This is a genomic window from Thalassospira marina (genome assembly GCF_002844375.1).
GTDB lineage: Bacteria > Pseudomonadota > Alphaproteobacteria > Rhodospirillales > Thalassospiraceae > Thalassospira > Thalassospira marina.
In genome coordinates this window covers 2293687-2309512 of record NZ_CP024199.1, presented here as the reverse complement: position 1 = coordinate 2309512, position 15826 = coordinate 2293687, and the positions used below count along the sequence as shown (strand labels likewise).

General features: G+C 53.4%; 13 protein-coding genes. 8 read left to right on the top strand and 5 right to left on the bottom strand.

Annotated features, from left to right (window positions below):
* Nucleotides 1-7 precede the first annotated feature (7 nt).
* Nucleotides 8-1321: an NAD(P)/FAD-dependent oxidoreductase gene (locus CSC3H3_RS10565; protein ID WP_101284782.1), complete on the top strand. Its 1314-nt coding sequence runs from the start codon at nucleotides 8-10 to the stop codon at nucleotides 1319-1321.
* A 46-nt stretch (nucleotides 1322-1367) separates the two neighbouring features.
* On the opposite strand, the gene CSC3H3_RS10560 is transcribed toward CSC3H3_RS10565, so the two are convergent.
* The 4 genes from CSC3H3_RS10560 to CSC3H3_RS10545 all read right to left on the bottom strand — a co-directional run bounded on the left by CSC3H3_RS10560 (nucleotide 1368) and on the right by CSC3H3_RS10545 (nucleotide 6047).
* Nucleotides 1368-2090, bottom strand: a complete 723-nt coding sequence (locus tag CSC3H3_RS10560) for a cysteine hydrolase family protein (protein WP_101284781.1) — start codon at nucleotides 2088-2090, stop codon at nucleotides 1368-1370.
* 444 nt (nucleotides 2091-2534) lie between these two features.
* Entirely contained in the window at nucleotides 2535-3026 is a 492-nt protein-coding gene (locus CSC3H3_RS10555; protein WP_101284780.1) for a group III truncated hemoglobin, read from the bottom strand.
* 119 nt (nucleotides 3027-3145) lie between these two features.
* A complete protein-coding gene (locus CSC3H3_RS10550) occupies nucleotides 3146-4513 on the bottom strand; it encodes an NAD(P)/FAD-dependent oxidoreductase (RefSeq protein WP_101284779.1) in 1368 nt (455 codons plus the stop codon).
* A gap of 163 nt (nucleotides 4514-4676) precedes the next feature.
* Nucleotides 4677-6047, bottom strand: coding sequence for an aspartate aminotransferase family protein (locus CSC3H3_RS10545; RefSeq protein WP_101284778.1), 1371 nt, complete (start codon nucleotides 6045-6047; stop codon nucleotides 4677-4679).
* A gap of 305 nt (nucleotides 6048-6352) precedes the next feature.
* On the opposite strand from CSC3H3_RS10545, the gene CSC3H3_RS10540 reads away from it, so the two are divergent.
* The 7 genes from CSC3H3_RS10540 (at nucleotide 6353) to pgi (ending at nucleotide 14420) form a co-directional block, all read left to right on the top strand.
* Nucleotides 6353-7732, top strand: coding sequence for a glutamine synthetase family protein (locus tag CSC3H3_RS10540; protein WP_101270626.1), 1380 nt, complete (start codon nucleotides 6353-6355; stop codon nucleotides 7730-7732).
* Nucleotides 7733-7764: 32 nt separating this feature from the next.
* Nucleotides 7765-8313 carry a cupin domain-containing protein gene (locus CSC3H3_RS10535; protein ID WP_101270624.1) on the top strand — a complete coding sequence of 183 codons (549 nt, stop codon included), beginning with the start codon at nucleotides 7765-7767 and terminating at the stop codon, nucleotides 8311-8313.
* Between the two features lie 66 nt (nucleotides 8314-8379).
* Nucleotides 8380-9885 (top strand): aldehyde dehydrogenase, encoded by a 1506-nt coding sequence (locus CSC3H3_RS10530; protein ID WP_101284777.1) that lies wholly within the window; start codon nucleotides 8380-8382, stop codon nucleotides 9883-9885.
* 22 nt (nucleotides 9886-9907) lie between these two features.
* Nucleotides 9908-10873: an agmatinase gene (speB, locus tag CSC3H3_RS10525; protein ID WP_101270620.1), complete on the top strand. Its 966-nt coding sequence runs from the start codon at nucleotides 9908-9910 to the stop codon at nucleotides 10871-10873.
* Between the two features lie 90 nt (nucleotides 10874-10963).
* Nucleotides 10964-11545, top strand: coding sequence for a tyrosine phosphatase family protein (locus CSC3H3_RS10520; RefSeq protein WP_101286189.1), 582 nt, complete (start codon nucleotides 10964-10966; stop codon nucleotides 11543-11545).
* A gap of 139 nt (nucleotides 11546-11684) precedes the next feature.
* Nucleotides 11685-12644: a PfkB family carbohydrate kinase gene (locus CSC3H3_RS10515; protein ID WP_101284776.1), complete on the top strand. Its 960-nt coding sequence runs from the start codon at nucleotides 11685-11687 to the stop codon at nucleotides 12642-12644.
* A gap of 129 nt (nucleotides 12645-12773) precedes the next feature.
* The gene (gene pgi / locus CSC3H3_RS10510) at nucleotides 12774-14420 is read left to right on the top strand and encodes a glucose-6-phosphate isomerase (protein ID WP_101270616.1); all 1647 of its coding nucleotides are present in this window, start codon (nucleotides 12774-12776) and stop codon (nucleotides 14418-14420) included.
* A gap of 250 nt (nucleotides 14421-14670) precedes the next feature.
* On the opposite strand, the gene CSC3H3_RS10500 is transcribed toward pgi, so the two are convergent.
* The gene (locus CSC3H3_RS10500) at nucleotides 14671-15753 is read right to left on the bottom strand and encodes an NAD(P)/FAD-dependent oxidoreductase (protein ID WP_101284774.1); all 1083 of its coding nucleotides are present in this window, start codon (nucleotides 15751-15753) and stop codon (nucleotides 14671-14673) included.
* Nucleotides 15754-15826: the final 73 nt, after the last annotated feature.

Below are 15826 nucleotides of genomic sequence, written 5' to 3'. Positions count from 1 at the left end.
GTAACACGTGTTTACACCGAATTTTCTGACAGCAAATGATAAGGCAGGCGCTTATCCGGCGTCATATTATGCGGCATCGGCCAACCCTGTTGCGGGTTTTGATACGCTGGCAGAAAATTCGACATGTGATGTGGTCGTGATCGGTGGTGGTTTTACGGGGCTTTCATCGGCGTTGCATCTGGCGGAACGTGGTTATGACGTTATCCTGCTGGAGGCCCACCGCGTGGGTTGGGGGGCATCCGGGCGCAATGGCGGGCAGGTTGGTTCGGGCCAGCGGCGTGAACAGGACGAACTTGAAAAAATGGTCGGTATGGATGACGCCCGCAAATTGTGGGACATTGCCGAACAGTCCAAGGATATCGTTAAATCCCTGATCTCGCGTCACAATATTGCCTGTGACTGGAAACCCGGCATTTTACATGCCGATCATCGCGAACGGTTTGTTAAAGGCACACACGAATACGCCGACAAGCTGCGCGATGAATATGGTTATGATCAAATCCGGTCGATCGGGCGCGATGAAATCCGGCAGATGGTAGGGTCGGATTTTTATCACGGCGGGTCGCTTGATATGGGGGCAGGGCATTTGCACCCGTTAAACTTTGCCCTTGGCCTGGCCGATGCCGCACGCAAGGCGGGTGTGCGGATTTATGAAGATGCACAGGTAACCCGTTATGAAACGGGCGAAAAAGTTACGGTTTCGGTTGCCGGTGGTAAAACAATTACGGCCGATATGCTGGTGCTGGGCTGTAATGGGTATCTCGATGCGCTTGAAGACCGGGTGGCGCGGCGCGTTATGCCGATCAATAATTTTATTATTGCCACCGAGCCATTGGGTGATGACCTGGCGCGTGAACTGATCCGTGATGATGTTGCGGTGGCAGATTCAAAATTCGTGATCAACTATTACCGGTTAAGTGCAGATAAACGCATGCTTTTTGGGGGTGGCGAAACCTATAGCTACCATTTCCCGCGCGATATCAGGAACTTTGTTAAGCCCTATATGCTTGAAGTTTACCCGCAATTGCGGGATGCAAAAATTGACTATGGCTGGGGTGGTACATTGGCGATCACCATGAACCGGATGCCGTATTTCCGCCGCGTGGAACCAAAGGTATTTTCAGCCAGCGGGTATTCGGGCCATGGTGTTGCCATGGCAACGCTGGCCGGGCAGATCATGGCGGATGCTGTATCGGGCACGATGGAACGGTTTGACGTTATGGCAAATGTGCCTGTGCCCCGTTTCCCGGGTGGTAAAAGCCTGCGTTACCCGTTGCTGGTATTGGCAATGACCTGGTATGCCCTGCGCGACCGCCTGTAACAGGCCGACATTCAGGGTAATGGGATGATTTAAATGAACCTGCCTGTTATTGGGCAGGTTCATTCATTTTGGTTTCGTCATTTGCCGAATTTGCCGGTTGGCTGGTATCGTTGCTGTTATGGTTGATTTGGTCGGTTGCGCCGCGCGCCATCATGCCTGATCGGGTTTTGCGCCAGCTTGATGGTTTGATGGCCAGTGTGGTTGCATCGCTAAACGATACCTCATAGCCGCGGTTAAGGGCGGCGTGGGTTGTTTTATTGACGCAGTAATTGCCATCCAGCCCGACAATGATCAGCTTGCCAACTTTCTGGCGTTCCAGCACCTGTTCAAGAACCGGTTCGCGAAAGGCATCTGCATGTGCCTTGACGATATCGTGGTCAATATCGCCAAAAAGCCGGTCATCAATATCGAGCCCCTGTGATGCCGGGCCACCACGGCCTTTATTCAGCAGATTAACCAGAAAATTGACATACCATCCCTTGAATGTCTGGCGGATGGAAATAACAGGATAACCATTTTCATTGGCATAGGTGACAAGGTCGTTGATGGCGTTAATAACCTTATCGACCAGGGCAGGTTCATAACCGTTCTTGCCTTTGGCAAGGGTGAAGTCTTCCTGCAGGTCAATGATAAGCAGGGCGCTGTTGGGGCGGTCCCTGGGGTCGATTTTTGTGCCGGTCGTAGTCAGTAAATGACGACGGTGTCGAAAAATGGTGTAGCCAATCAAGCCGATGATCACAAGGACGGCCAGAAGGATTACAAGCCACATATGTATTCTCCGCGTCGGATAGTTCAGTAGTTCGGGTCGTTCATTGGCTGCAAACAGAATGATGCTGATTCTATAACGCCGTACGGCGTGCAATGTGCCGGGACAATTTCAAAATGCCTGGCAGCATTACGCAGTCATGCTGTTTTGCGCGATGTCTTGTCGACAGGTTATATTCAGGGATGAGGTGAGGGCGGTACAACCCAAAGGGCACCGCTTGCAGCCAGTATGGTGTTGCCCATCAGGCTGTTGCGGGAACTGGCAACACGTATAACGCGCCCGATAATTGGCCGTGATGTCTGATACACCCGGCGGAGCCTTGGCAACGTGAAGTATCGCTCTTGTTCCATGCCAATATTAGGCGGGAAGGACAAAAGCTTGTCAACCCGCGAGCGGGAAAACATTTTATCTATTCTAAAAAATGGTGAAGAAAGCCGGTTTTGCGCGTTATTCAGGCGACCATTTTGAAACCGGGTCGTAGCGTTCACCCTTGGACAGTATTACGCCATTATGTGCGGCGATGCCCAGTTCAAAGCTTTGCGCAATTCGCAGGGCGCGTTCCATGAAATGGCGGGCGGCCTCGGGCGGGCAGAGTTCGGCAAGGGTTTCGGCAAACAGGGCCAGCCAGCGGTCAAAATGGTGGCGGTCAATGGGCAGGGGCATATGTTTTTGCATTGGTCGCCCGTAATAGGCCCCACTTGCCAGCGCAACAGAAGACCAGAACTGGCACATATTCTGTAAATGATGGTCCCAGTCATCAATTCTGGCAGCAAAGATCGGTCCCAAAAAGTCGTCAGCGCGCACCTTGTCGTAAAAACCATGCACGACATCGTGGATCATTTTCTGATCAATGCCGGTTTCATCCATGATTTTTTGAGTGGCGCGTTCACGGCGTTCCTGATGGGAAAGGCCGTCATCTTCTGTATGGGCATCAGTCATTTTGGCTGCATTTCTTGCTGGCGATTACATCGTTTCCTGCCGGCTTATAAAACCGAAACCGGCCGGAAAACATGATATATGTCACTTTTTACCAATTGCCAAAGATGAAAGCCCGCCTTTCAGGCAAAGGTATCCCGCAGGCCATAGGCGGCATAGGCCAGCCAGCGATATTGGCGCCGAAGCCCCGGAAACGGGAATTTTTTGGGGGGCACGGTCATCACTGGGCCGATGTCGGCATGTGTGAGGCTGCCTGTCATCAACCCCGCAAGCATTTCACCGGCATAGCTGGCAAGGGCAACGCCGTTGCCATGATAAGCGAGCGACGCCCATAAGCGTTGATAGCCATCAACCCGGCCAATAAAGGGGCGGTAGGATTGCGATAAACATACCAGACCGTTCCAGTGATGGGTGATATCCACATCGCGCCAGGCTGGAAACATGGTGTGGAATTCATCAATCAATGCCTTCCGCGCCTTTGCCTGTCCATCGGGCGATGCGCTTAATCCGCCCCGGCCGCCAAACATAAACCGGCCATCAGGCAGTTTGCGAAAATAATGCAGCAGAATGCGCGTGTCATAGGCCATCATATCGCTTTGCCAGCCCTGATCAGCCTGTTCACCTTCTGTCAGGGGGCGGGTAACGAGGATTCCCGATATCACCGGCAATAAACGGCCTGCCAGCCACTGGGGCATGTTTTCCGCACTATAGCCATTGGTGGCGATAACGGCCTGCCGGGCATCAATCCGGCAATTATTCGCCGTAAGGGCAATGCCGGTTGCGGTTTCGCTGATGGCTGTGACCTCGGCCTGTTCGAAAATCTGAACACCTGCCTTCAGACATGCTTTCTGCAGTGCCGCAAGATATTTAAAAGGATGCAAGCCAAAACCGGCTTTTACATGCAGCCCACCGGCAATACCATTTGCCTTCATGCCCTGTTCAATCAGTGCTTCGGCACTGTAAAATGTGCTTTGCACACCGGCATAATGGGCCAGTTCACGGGCTTCTTCATGCAGGGATTTGACGCGCCCGGGTTTATGGGCCAGCACCATTTCACCATCTGAATGCTGGTCGACATCGGCATCCCAGTCCGCAATGCGATTTGAAGCAAGGTCAATTGATGCCAGTTGATGGCGGGCAAACTGACGGCTGGCATCGTCGCCAAACTGGCTGGCAAGATCATGTAGTGAATGGATGGACCCGCCCATACAGCAAAAGCCACCATTGCGCCCTGATGCCCCCCATCCTGGTCGCCCTGCATCCAGCACCATGACAGAATGCCCTGCCTCGGCCAGTTTCAGGGCGTTGGACAGGCCGGTATACCCCCCGCCAATAACCGTAATGTCGGTTTTTAAATTGCCATCCATCGGCAGTGTTTGGCTGTCGGGCAGGGGGCCAACGCTGTGTGCCCAGTAACTGTCTGGCAGGCGTTGGGTGTTATATGCGTCAGGTTCGTATAGACGGTGAAGCGATTTGTGGCTTTGGGGCATTGGTCTGGTCGTTATTTGTGGGGCGTGGCTGTTGGCTTGGTTTGCAGGGCTGATGGAGCCAGTATGTGGCGAAGCCTGATTGGGCGATAGGGCAAATAAAATGCCCGGTACAGGAAAACATGTACCGGGCATTTCGCAAGTTTAATTATGTGCCATCAGGCTGTTACATAATGCCGACTTTTTTGGCCGTGGCATCAAATGCAGCGCTGGCACGTTTAACGATTTCATCAACGTCAGCATGCGAAATAACCAGTGGCGGCGAGAGAACCATGCGATCACCGCAGGCCCGCATGATGACGCCATTTTCAACACAGAAATCGCGACAAATGGTGCCAACCGTGCCGGGTTTGTCAAAGCCCTTGCGGGTTTTTTTGTCTGAAACCAGCGGCATACCGGCAATAAGACCCACACTTTCGACCGCCCCGACAAGGGGGTGATCGGCCAGTGTTGCAAGCTGTTTCTGGAAATACGGGCCGATATCGTCGCGCACCCGTTCGATCAGCTTTTCATCGCGGATGATGCGGATATTTTCCAGGGCCACAGCCGCCGATGCCGGGTGACCGGAATAGGTAAAGCCATGGGTGAATTCACCGCATTCATTGATCAGAACATCGGCAACACGGTCACCAACCATTACGGCTGAAATCGGCAGATAGCCCGAAGACATGCCTTTTGCCATGGGCATCAGGTCCGGTTTGATGTCGAATGTATCAGACCCGAACCAGTTACCTGTCCGGCCAAAGCCACAAATGACCTCGTCAGCCACCAGAAGAATGTCATATTCCTGGCAAATGCGCTGAATTTCCGGCCAGTAGGTTGAGGGCGGAATAATCACGCCACCAGCACCCTGAATGGGTTCGCCAATAAAGGCACCAACCTTGTCCGGGCCAAGTTCCTTGATCTTTTCTTCGAGCTTGCGAGCGGTGATCAGGCCGAATTCTTCGGGGCTGTAATCGCCACCTTCGCCATACCAGTAGGGCTGGTCAATATGGACAACATTTGCCAGCATCGGGCCGCCCTGGGCATGCATACCGGCCATTCCACCCAGCGATGCACCCGCCACGGTGGAGCCGTGATAGGCGTTTTTGCGGCTGATAATATGGTTTTTGTCAGCCTTGCCTTTCAGGTTCCAATACTGGCGCACCATACGAACAACAGTGTCGTTCGCTTCGGACCCGGAATTGGCATAGAACACGTGGTTCATATGCGATGGCGTGATTTCAGCCAGAACCTTTGAAAGTTCGATCACGGGTTCATGCGCGCACTGGAAAAAGTTGTTGTAATAGGGCAGTTCCAGCATCTGCTTGTAGGCGGCCTCGGCCAGTTCCTTGCGACCATAGCCGACATTGACGCACCACAGACCCGCCATACCATCAAGGTATTTTTTGCCTTCGCTGTCTTCGATATAAACACCCGATGCCGAGGTGATCACACGCGTACCGCGTTTATTGAGATCAGCCGTGTCGGTGAACGGGTGGATATGGTGCTGCTGGTCCAGATTTTGCCAAAAGGCGGTTTTTTCAAGCTGGTTCATGACTGCTCCCAAGCGCGTAACAGGTTCATGTTGTCCGAAATGTCGAACGTTTGGATAGAGTGTTCGTTTTTTTGAACACCTTTGCAAGCGATAAATTTTCAAGGGCTATTTGCCGATTGAGGGCCGGTTTGGGCCATACATATCCATCAACGCGGTGCTGTATGGGGATGCAAATGAGAATTTGCCGTCAAGAACGAAATTTGAATTGAACGATATATCGAACGAGGGCTTGACCGTTTTGATGCGGCGCGGCACGATGACAATGCTATGACACAAATGAACAGCCGTGCAGGGAGTATTTGACGATGAACAAATCGTTCGTCGAAGACGGTAGGGCTGAAGCCCAACGGTTTTTTGAGGCCAATCCTGATATTGAACTGGTTGAGTTACTGCTCCCGGATATCAATGGCGTTTTCCGTGGAAAACGCGTCACCAAAAACAAGTTTCTCAAAAGCTATGGCGAAGGCATCAACATGCCTGGTTCGGTTTGCCTGGTTGATATTACGGGTGACAACCCGGAAGGCACCGGTTTGCTATGGTCCAGCGGTGACCGCGACAATGTTGCCAAACCTATTCCCGGGACACTGCACCGTGTGCCCTATGGGGAGCAGGCGCTGGCACAGGTAATGGTGTCGCTTTACGATCTGGACGGGAAACCTTTTTTTGCTGACCCGCGTAATGTGTTGCAGTCGGTTGTTGACCGGCTGGCGGCAGATGGCTTTTACCCGACTGTCGCGCTGGAGCTGGAATTTTATCTGGCTGACCAGAACGAAACCGGGCGGCCCATTCCCCCGGCACCACTTGATGGCAGCTATGCCTCGGACGGGATCCAGGTTTACGGGTTACAGGAGATCGAAAATTTCGACCGTGTGTTGCATGATTCCGTAAGCGAACTGAACCGGCAGGGTATTCCGGCCGATACGATCGTGGCCGAAGCAGGGCCGGGGCAGTTTGAAATCAACCTTGGCCATGTCAGCGACCCGATGCAGGCCGCCGACCATGCCATGCAGTTAAAGCGTGTCGTGAAGGGGATTGCCTGGGATCACAAGGTCACGGCAACCTTTATGGCAAAGCCCTATTCGGATCAGGCGGGCAATGGTCTTCATATCCATGTCAGTCTGCGCGACGCTGACGGAAACAATGTTTTCAGCCCGAAAGGCGAAGAAGAAGTTTCCGACCTTCTGAAAAATGCGATTGGCGGTTTGCAGGCATCCATGTTTGAAAGCATGGCAATTTTTGCCCCGAACCCGAATTCCTATCGCCGGTTCCAGAACAAGGCCTATGCGCCAATGTCGCCGAACTGGGGGCTGAATAACCGTACGGTTGCCCTGCGTGTGCCGGCGGGAAATGCCAAGGCTGCACGTGTTGAACACCGTGTTTCAGGGGCCGATGCCAACCCTTATCTGGTGCTGGCCTGTGTTTTGGCTGGTGTGCATCACGGTCTTAAAAACAAGCTTGATCCCGGCGAGCCGGTGGAAGGCAATGGTTATGAACAGCATAACGGGCGGGTTGTTCCGCGCAGCATGATTTCGGCACTGGACCATTTTGCCAACGGCAATATCGTTCGTGAATATCTGGGCGAACAGTTTGTCGAGGTATTCGACGTGTGCCGCCGGGCAGAATATGACGAGTTTTTTGCCGAAGTGACGCCGCTTGAACATCGCTGGTATCTGGATGCCGTTTAACGGCATCCGGTTCTGGCGCCAGGGATAAGAAGATGAGCCAAAAGGTCGGAGATCGTCTGAAGGCTATTCGGAATATGTATGGTTTGTCGCAGCGTGAACTGGCACGGCGTGCTGGTGTTACAAACAGTACCATTTCCACTATCGAGCAAAACCGTGTCAGCCCGTCGGTAGACTCGCTGGCCAAGGTTTTGCAGGGTATCCCGATTACCATGATTGATTTCTTCACCATCGATATTGAAAATGGTGAGGAAATCTTTTTCAAGCGTGATGACCTGGTCGAACTTTCGGATGGCACGATGTCGATGCGGCTGGTTGGCGCAACCCGAAAGGATCGCCAGCTTCGTGTTTTGCATGAAATATACCCCGTTGGTGGGGATACCGGCAGCAAGCTGATTGTCCAGAAAGGCGAGGAAGCCGGCGTTGTTGTGCGTGGCAAGCTGGAAGTCACCGTAGGGGACCGCGTCCAGGTGCTGGGTGCGGGGGATGCCTATTATTTCAATGCCGAAATTCCCCACCGTTTTCGCAATGCTGGCGATGTTGAATGTGAAGTGGTGAGTGCTGCGACGCCACCGTCATACTGAATTCACAATTTTGCGCAAGCAAGGTGCGGCACACTGATGGGCCCGCCCTGCAAAAGGAGTTATCCCATGACGACTGCTCTTAGCTTTGATGCCCTGAAATCGCAGGCCAGCAGCCTGGATTTTCGTAATAAGGCATTTATCAATGGTGCATATGTCGATGCGCTGTCGGGCAAAACTTTTGACTGCATCAGCCCGCGCGATGGCTCGGTTCTGACGAAAATTGCCGAATGCGATATTGCCGATGTGGACCGTGCCGTTGCGGCGGCACGTGCCGTTTTTGAAAAAGGCAGCTGGTCGGAAGCATCACCGGGTACGCGCAAGGCGGTGATGATGAAATTTGCCGACCTGATGGAAAAGCATGCGGCTGAACTGGCCCTGCTTGAAAGCCTTGATATGGGCAAACCCATCACGCTTGCCGTGCGTGATGATATTCCATTGTCCTATAAATGCATTCGCTGGTACGCCGAGGCGATTGACAAGATTTACGACGAAATTTCGCCGTCCGACCCGCGTTCAATTGGTATGATCACGCGCGAGCCGCTGGGCGTTGTTGCCGCTGTGGTGCCCTGGAATTTCCCGCTGATGATGGCGGTATGGAAACTGGGCCCGGCATTGGCGATGGGCAATTCCATTATTCTGAAACCGGCAGAGCAATCATCCCTGACGGCATTGCGCGTTGCCGAACTTGCCGTAGAGGCAGGCATCCCCGAAGGTGTTTTGAACGTTGTACCGGGCTTTGGCCCGACAGCGGGCAAGGCATTGGGTCTGCATGAAGATGTTGATTGCGTAACCTTCACGGGGTCGGGTGAAGTTGGCAAGCTGTTCCTGCAATATTCGGGGCAGTCAAACATGAAGCGCGTGTGGCTGGAATGCGGGGGCAAAAGCCCGAATATCGTTCTGGCAGACTGCCCGGACCTTGATGCCGCGGCCGAAGCTGCTGCCGGTGGCATTTTCTATAACCAGGGCGAGGTCTGCACGGCAGGATCACGTCTGATCGTTGAAGAATCGATCAAGGATGAATTCATTGAAAAGGTGATCGCAGCTAGCAAAGCCATGCAGCCGGGTGACCCGCTGGACCCGAAAAGCGAAATGGGGGCCATCGTTGATGAAACCCAGATGAACCGGGTATTGGGTTATATCGAAAAGGGCCAGTCCGAAGGGGCGGCTGTTTCGCTGGGCGGTAGCCGTGTTCGCACCGAAAGCGGGGGGTATTACATCGAGCCGACCGTTTTTGATGGCGTGACCAATGCCATGACCATTGCACGGGAAGAAATTTTTGGCCCGGTCCTGTCGGTTATTTCTGTTGCCGATTGGCAGGAAGCCGTTAAAACCGCGAACGATACACCCTATGGGCTGGCAGCAGCCGTTTGGACGCGCGATATTAACAAGGCGCATCTGGCGGCCCGCAAATTGCGCGCAGGCCTGGTTTGGGTGAATTGCTGGGATGGCGGGTCTATTACCATGCCGTTCGGCGGGTATAAACAGTCTGGCACCGGTCGTGACCGGTCGCTGCATGCACTGGACAAGTATTGTGAAATCAAGTCGACCTGGATTGCACTGGGCGACGCCTGAAATATGAAAGGGCGGGATTAAAATGAGCAGTACCGGCGTCATTGATACAAAAGGCGGCGATAACGCCTTTACCGCAAAATCGGTGCATCAGAACACCAGCGAACCGATGTATTCCGGTGCGCTGTCCTTCATGCGTCGCCGCTATAGCCGCGACCTGAACGGGATTGATGTGGCTGTTACGGGTGTTCCCTATGATCTGGCAACATCGGCACGCCCGGGTACGCGCCTGGGCCCGCAGGGTGTGCGCCGTGCCTCGGCCAATCTGGCGTGGGCCCCACACTTTCCGTCGGGCCGTGATATTTTCGGTGAACTGGCTGTTATTGATTATGGCGATATGGTCATTGATCCCGGCCATCCGGAAAAACTGCCCGATATGATCGAAGATCATGCGCGCACCATCGTTCAGTCCGGTGCAAAGATGCTGACGATCGGCGGGGATCATTTCATCACCTATCCGATCCTTAAGGCACATGCGGAAAAATACGGCGAGGGGATTTCCCTGATTCAGTTTGATGCCCATTCCGACACCTGGGAAGATGACGGCGACCGTATTGATCATGGCACCATGTTCTGGCATGCCGCCCAGAAGGGGATTGTTGACCCGTCCAAATCCATTCAGGTTGGTATTCGTACCCACAATGAATCGGCACATGGGTACAACATTCTTTACGGGCCGGATGTTCAGGCGATGTCGATTGCCGAAATCGTGACCCGTATCAAGGAAGTGGTCGGGGATCGCCCGGCTTATATCACCTTTGATATTGATGGCCTTGATCCCTGCTATGCACCGGGGACGGGCACGCCGGTTCTGGGTGGTTTGACCACACACCAGGCAGTATCGATCCTGCGCGGGCTTGAAGGCATCAATCTGATCGGCAGTGACGTTGTTGAAGTTTCGCCGCCTTTTGATGTGTCTGATATTACCTCGCTGGCCGGTGCGACCATGGCGTGGGAAATGCTGAACCTTCACGCGGCAAATAAGAAATAATCATCAAACTTTCTGGTGATGCGTTTCAATGCGACCGGTATCCGGGTAGGATGCCGGTCGTTTTGTTTTATGGTAACGCAGGATGAAGAAATGGAATCAGTATCGATCTCGCTTCTGACGATTTGTGGCATTGAAGAGCTGCCCGATCATGCCGAACGCAAAGTCACCCATATCCTGTCGGTGCTGGACCCTGAAACGCCGGACCCGGAAGCGTTTTCCAAGTTTTCACCGCATGAACGCACCATTTTGCGTTTCCACGACATTATCGAAGATCTGCCGGGCCAGGAAATGCCGCGCCGGGAACATGTCGAAAAGGTTCTGGCCTTTGGCGAGGAACTGGCGAAATCCTGTGATTTGCGGGAAGACGGGCATTTGCTGGTGCATTGCCATATGGGGGTTTCGCGGTCTACCGCATCCATGATTATGCTGATGGCGCAGGCCCAGCCGGAAATTTCCGAGGACGAGCTGTTTGAACGCCTGGTTGCCATTCGCCCGCAGGCATGGCCCAATTCGGTTATGATCGGGTATGCCGATGACCTATTGGGCCGTGACGGGCGATTTAGCGAGGCCCTGCGTCGCCATTATGGCCGCCAGTTAAAGCGCGATCCCCATTTCGCAACCTGGATGACGGAAATTGGCCGCAAGCGCGAAGTCGAGATGGCGATTTCGTAACAGGCACCCCAAAATTTACCCGTTTTTCGCCGGTTACGGCTTTTTGTTTGCGGTAAGGATTGAATCGATTAAAAGAGGGCTGTCCCACACCGGAAACGTTACAGGTCGGTTATACCGGCGAAACAAGCGGAGAATTTAAATGACGGCAAAAGCAGTTTGCCTTGGCGAGTTGTTGATTGATTTTGTGCCGACCGTGACGGGCACAGGTCTTGCCGATGCACCGGCCTTTGCAAAGGCAGCCGGTGGGGCACCGGGCAATGTTGCTGTTGGTTTGCAACGTTTGGGAATTGAAACCGGTTTCATTGGCAAACTGGGTGATGATGCATTCGGGCATTTTCTGGTCGATACCCTGAAAGCTGACGATGTTGATACATCGGGCATCGTGCTGACCAAGGAAGCGCTGACCGGTTTGGCATTTGTGTCGTTGCGGGCGGATGGTGAACGTGAATTTTCATTTTACCGTTCCCCTTCGGCTGACATGCTGCTGTCCATTTCCGATCTTGATGTCGATATGCTTAAAGGATGCGAGCTGTTTCATTACGGCACCCTTTGCATGATTGACGATGACCCGCGCGCAGCCACCCTGCGTGCCATTGAAATTGCCCGCGAGGGTGGGGCGATTATTTCGTGCGACCCGAACCTGCGTTTGCCGCTTTGGCCATCGGCAGATCGCGCACGCGAAATTCTGCGCCTGGCAATTACCAAGGCCGATATCGTTAAAATTTCCGATGAGGAAGTTACTTTCCTGACCGGCGAAGAAGACCATGAAGTTGGCCTGAAACAGCTTTGGTGTGATCACTGGAAGCTGTGTGTTGTCACCATGGGATCAAAAGGCAGCCGGTATTATACCACTGAATGGAATGGCTTTGCCGAACCGTTCACGGTGACCTCGGTAGATGCGACCGGTGCGGGTGATGGCTTTACGGCGGGCTTTTTGTCGCGTCTGTTAAAAAACAATGATTTGCTGTCTTCGGCGGAACAGGTTGGTGCTGCCTGTCGTTTTGCAAATGCGGTGGGTGCCCTGACGGCAACCAAACGTGGCGCAATCAACGCGTTGCCGACAGAAGACGAAGTTTTGGCGTTTATGGCGCAAGCCTGATCACGCCCTTGGCGAAAAACACAATTTCGGGCGATTGTCCCACACGATCGCCCGAAAGTTTCCTACAGACTGTCCCACACAGTTTTGCTCTGGCCGATATGGCCCAACGACCTGTAACTCGAGGATAGAATGTCGACAGAACGTTTAAGCGAATGTTGGGAAAATCTGAAGCGGATTGGCGCCGAAGTTTCCAGCGAACTGAACCTGCGCGAAGCCTTTGCCGAAGATCCGGCGCGTTTTTCGCGCTATCATTCCACACTGGATGACCTGTTTGTCGATTATTCCAAAAACCTGATTACCGACAATGTTTTAAACGGGCTTCTTGAACTGGCGAAAGAAGCCGGTGTGACCGAATGGCGTGACCGCATGTTTGCCGGTGAACGCATTAACATTACCGAACACCGTGCTGTATTGCATGTGGCCCTGCGCAACATTGACGGCGACCCCGTCGAGGTGGACGGCGAAGATGTTATGCCGGGCATCAAGGAAGTGCTGGCCAATATGAAGGCATTTGCCGCGCGCGTGCATAGCGGCGAATGGAAAGGCCATACCGGGAAGAAAATTACCGATGTCGTTAATATCGGCATTGGCGGGTCCGATCTTGGCCCGGTCATGGTTAACGAAGCCCTGCGTCCGTATCATATTGACGGCATTAAATGTCATTTTGTATCGAACGTGGATGGCGCGCATATTGTCGATACCCTAAAGGGGCTGGATGCGGAAACGACGCTGTTTATCATTGCGTCGAAAACCTTCACCACCGACGAAACCCTGACCAATGCCTATTCTGCACGTAGCTGGCTTGTTGATGCGCTGGGTGATGACGGGGCGGTGGCAAAGCATTTCGTCGCCGTTTCAACTGCCCTTGATAAGGTCGCGGAATTTGGCATTGATACCGCCAATGCCTTTGGTTTCTGGGATTGGGTAGGTGGCCGTTACAGCCTTTGGTCGGCAATTGGCTTGCCGATTATTCTGGCTGTTGGCTATGACCGGTTTGAAGAATTGCTGCGCGGTGGTGCGGCAATGGACCAGCATTTCAAAACGGCGCCGCTTGCCGAAAATATCCCGGTTATTCTGGGCCTGATCGGTGTTTGGTATCGCAATATTCTGGGGGCTTCGAGCCAGGCGATTTTGCCTTATGACCAGCATTTATCGCGCCTGCCGGCCTATTTGCAGCAGGCCGATATGGAAAGTAATGGCAAATCAACCACGCGTGATGGCAAGCCGGTTCAAACCGCAACCGGCCCTGTCATTTGGGGTGAACCGGGCACCAATGGCCAGCATGCCTTTTACCAGTTGATCCATCAGGGAACCGAATTGATCCCGGTTGATTTTATGGTAGCGGCGAAACCGTTGCATGACTTGCAGAACCATCATGACAAGCTGGTGGCGAACTGCTTTGCCCAGGCCGAGGCCCTGATGGTTGGCAAAACCGAAGCCGAAGTGCGCCATGAACTGGATTTGCAGGGCATGTCCGCCGATGACATTGATGTTTTGGCGCCGCACAAGGTTTTTGCCGGTAACAAGCCCAGCACCATGATCCTGTATCGCCAGCTTGATCCATTTACTCTGGGTCGGTTGATTGCGATGTATGAACATAAAATCTTTGTTCAGGGCGTGATCTGGAATGTTAATTCCTATGATCAGTGGGGCGTTGAACTTGGCAAACAGTTGGCAAAAGAACTGTTGCCAATGGTGCAGGGCAGTGAAAGTGCCGAAAGCCGTGATGCATCGACCGCGGGTCTGATTGCGGAACTGCGCACACTTCAATCCTGATTTTATAAAGCATAAGCTTGAAGGGCAGCGTCATCCGGCGCTGCCCTTTTTATTTTGCATGCCCCATAGAGCACGTCACATTTGATCTGCATCATTTTGCCGGAGACAGTCTTGGCCCGAAGGGGTTGATTTTGGCGACATTTCGCGGCGTTGCACCGTTTGACCGATGCGCCGCATCGCTCAAACGCTGTGCCTTGCCAAACGGTTCGCCAAAAACAAACAAAATGATACAGATTAAACACGACGTGCTCTAGCCCAGCCATGGGGTTTGCAGGGATGTCATGATCGCGTGTGCGGCAGATTCCCCGCTTTGATAGGCAGCCTCGATGCGTGCGCCCATGCACCAATCCCCGGCGGCAATGATGCGTCCGTCGGCAGATGCAATGTGGCTTTGTCCAAGGGGGTGTGTGGTACGGGCATATCGCCAGCGATGAGCCTGCTTTAAAACAGGCTGCGGCAGTGTGATGCCTGCCTCTTTAAATACGTGATGGGCAAGATCGTGGATGGTTTCGGCAACATTGCTGGCTTTATCTTCCAGATGTTCGCGGGACCATTCGACGGAGGCATGGATTGTCCAGCGGGTATATTCGCCGTTCCCTGCGGCTGTGTTGCCATCGGGATTACGCCCGATCCAGGCGATTGCAGGGTCGGGACTGGCAAAAACATCGTAAGGGATCGGGTTTGAAGGCGCAAACGCCAGCATTACCGCCCAGCACGGTGCAATTTCGACGTCATCCAACACATCAAACCGTGGTGAAAGCGGCATCAGGATTTCAGCACTTTGCGGGGCCGGAATGGCAACGATAACGCCATCGAAAACCCCGTGGGATAGTGGATTGGCCTGCTGGAGGGTGACAGGGTGGCTTAGAAGTTCAAACCGGTTTCGGGAGACGGGGGCAATCCGCGCAATTCGAACATTACGATGAATGGTAAAACCGGTATTGAGCGCGGAAACCAGGTTATTCATGGCCGGGTGCCCGCGATACCAGGTTTCTGCCCGTCCAGGGTTTTCATCGCGGGCGAGCGAGCCGGTCGGAACCAGCGCAGATGTTTCATTATCTGAACCGTCCTGCCATTTTTCAGGTCGCCAATGCTGTGCGATACCAGCTTTGACACCCTGTTCAAGATAGCGAATGAAATCAGGATGGCGGGCCGTTGCGAATTGCGCACCGTGATTGAAAATGCCGACATCCGTTCTGCGGGTGGCAAGGCGGCCGCCCAGACCCCTGCTTTTTTCAAAAACCTGCACCCTGTGCCCGGCTTTATGCAGGATGTTGGCGGCGTTCAAACCGGTAATTCCGGCACCAATAACAGCAATATCGAAAGACGGCATGGCAAGGAGGTGTCCTGTTGCGTTTGTTATTGGATTGATACGTAAAATTCAGCAAAACAGAGCACTTATTGCC

Excerpts from the sequence above, each read along its gene's own strand:
- CSC3H3_RS10560 (WP_101284781.1), bottom strand. The coding sequence starts at position 2,090 with ATGTGGCTTGTAATCCTTCTGGCCGTCCTTGTGATCATCGGCTTGATT.
- CSC3H3_RS10555 (WP_101284780.1), bottom strand. The coding sequence starts at position 3,026 with ATGACTGATGCCCATACAGAAGATGACGGCCTTTCCCATCAGGAACGC.
- CSC3H3_RS10550 (WP_101284779.1), bottom strand. The coding sequence starts at position 4,513 with ATGCCCCAAAGCCACAAATCGCTTCACCGTCTATACGAACCTGACGCA.
- CSC3H3_RS10545 (WP_101284778.1), bottom strand. The coding sequence starts at position 6,047 with ATGAACCAGCTTGAAAAAACCGCCTTTTGGCAAAATCTGGACCAGCAG.
- CSC3H3_RS10540 (WP_101270626.1), top strand. The coding sequence starts at position 6,353 with ATGAACAAATCGTTCGTCGAAGACGGTAGGGCTGAAGCCCAACGGTTT.
- CSC3H3_RS10535 (WP_101270624.1), top strand. The coding sequence starts at position 7,765 with ATGAGCCAAAAGGTCGGAGATCGTCTGAAGGCTATTCGGAATATGTAT.
- CSC3H3_RS10530 (WP_101284777.1), top strand. The coding sequence starts at position 8,380 with ATGACGACTGCTCTTAGCTTTGATGCCCTGAAATCGCAGGCCAGCAGC.
- speB (WP_101270620.1), top strand. The coding sequence starts at position 9,908 with ATGAGCAGTACCGGCGTCATTGATACAAAAGGCGGCGATAACGCCTTT.
- CSC3H3_RS10520 (WP_101286189.1), top strand. The coding sequence starts at position 10,964 with ATGGAATCAGTATCGATCTCGCTTCTGACGATTTGTGGCATTGAAGAG.
- CSC3H3_RS10515 (WP_101284776.1), top strand. The coding sequence starts at position 11,685 with ATGACGGCAAAAGCAGTTTGCCTTGGCGAGTTGTTGATTGATTTTGTG.
- pgi (WP_101270616.1), top strand. The coding sequence starts at position 12,774 with ATGTCGACAGAACGTTTAAGCGAATGTTGGGAAAATCTGAAGCGGATT.
- CSC3H3_RS10500 (WP_101284774.1), bottom strand. The coding sequence starts at position 15,753 with ATGCCGTCTTTCGATATTGCTGTTATTGGTGCCGGAATTACCGGTTTG.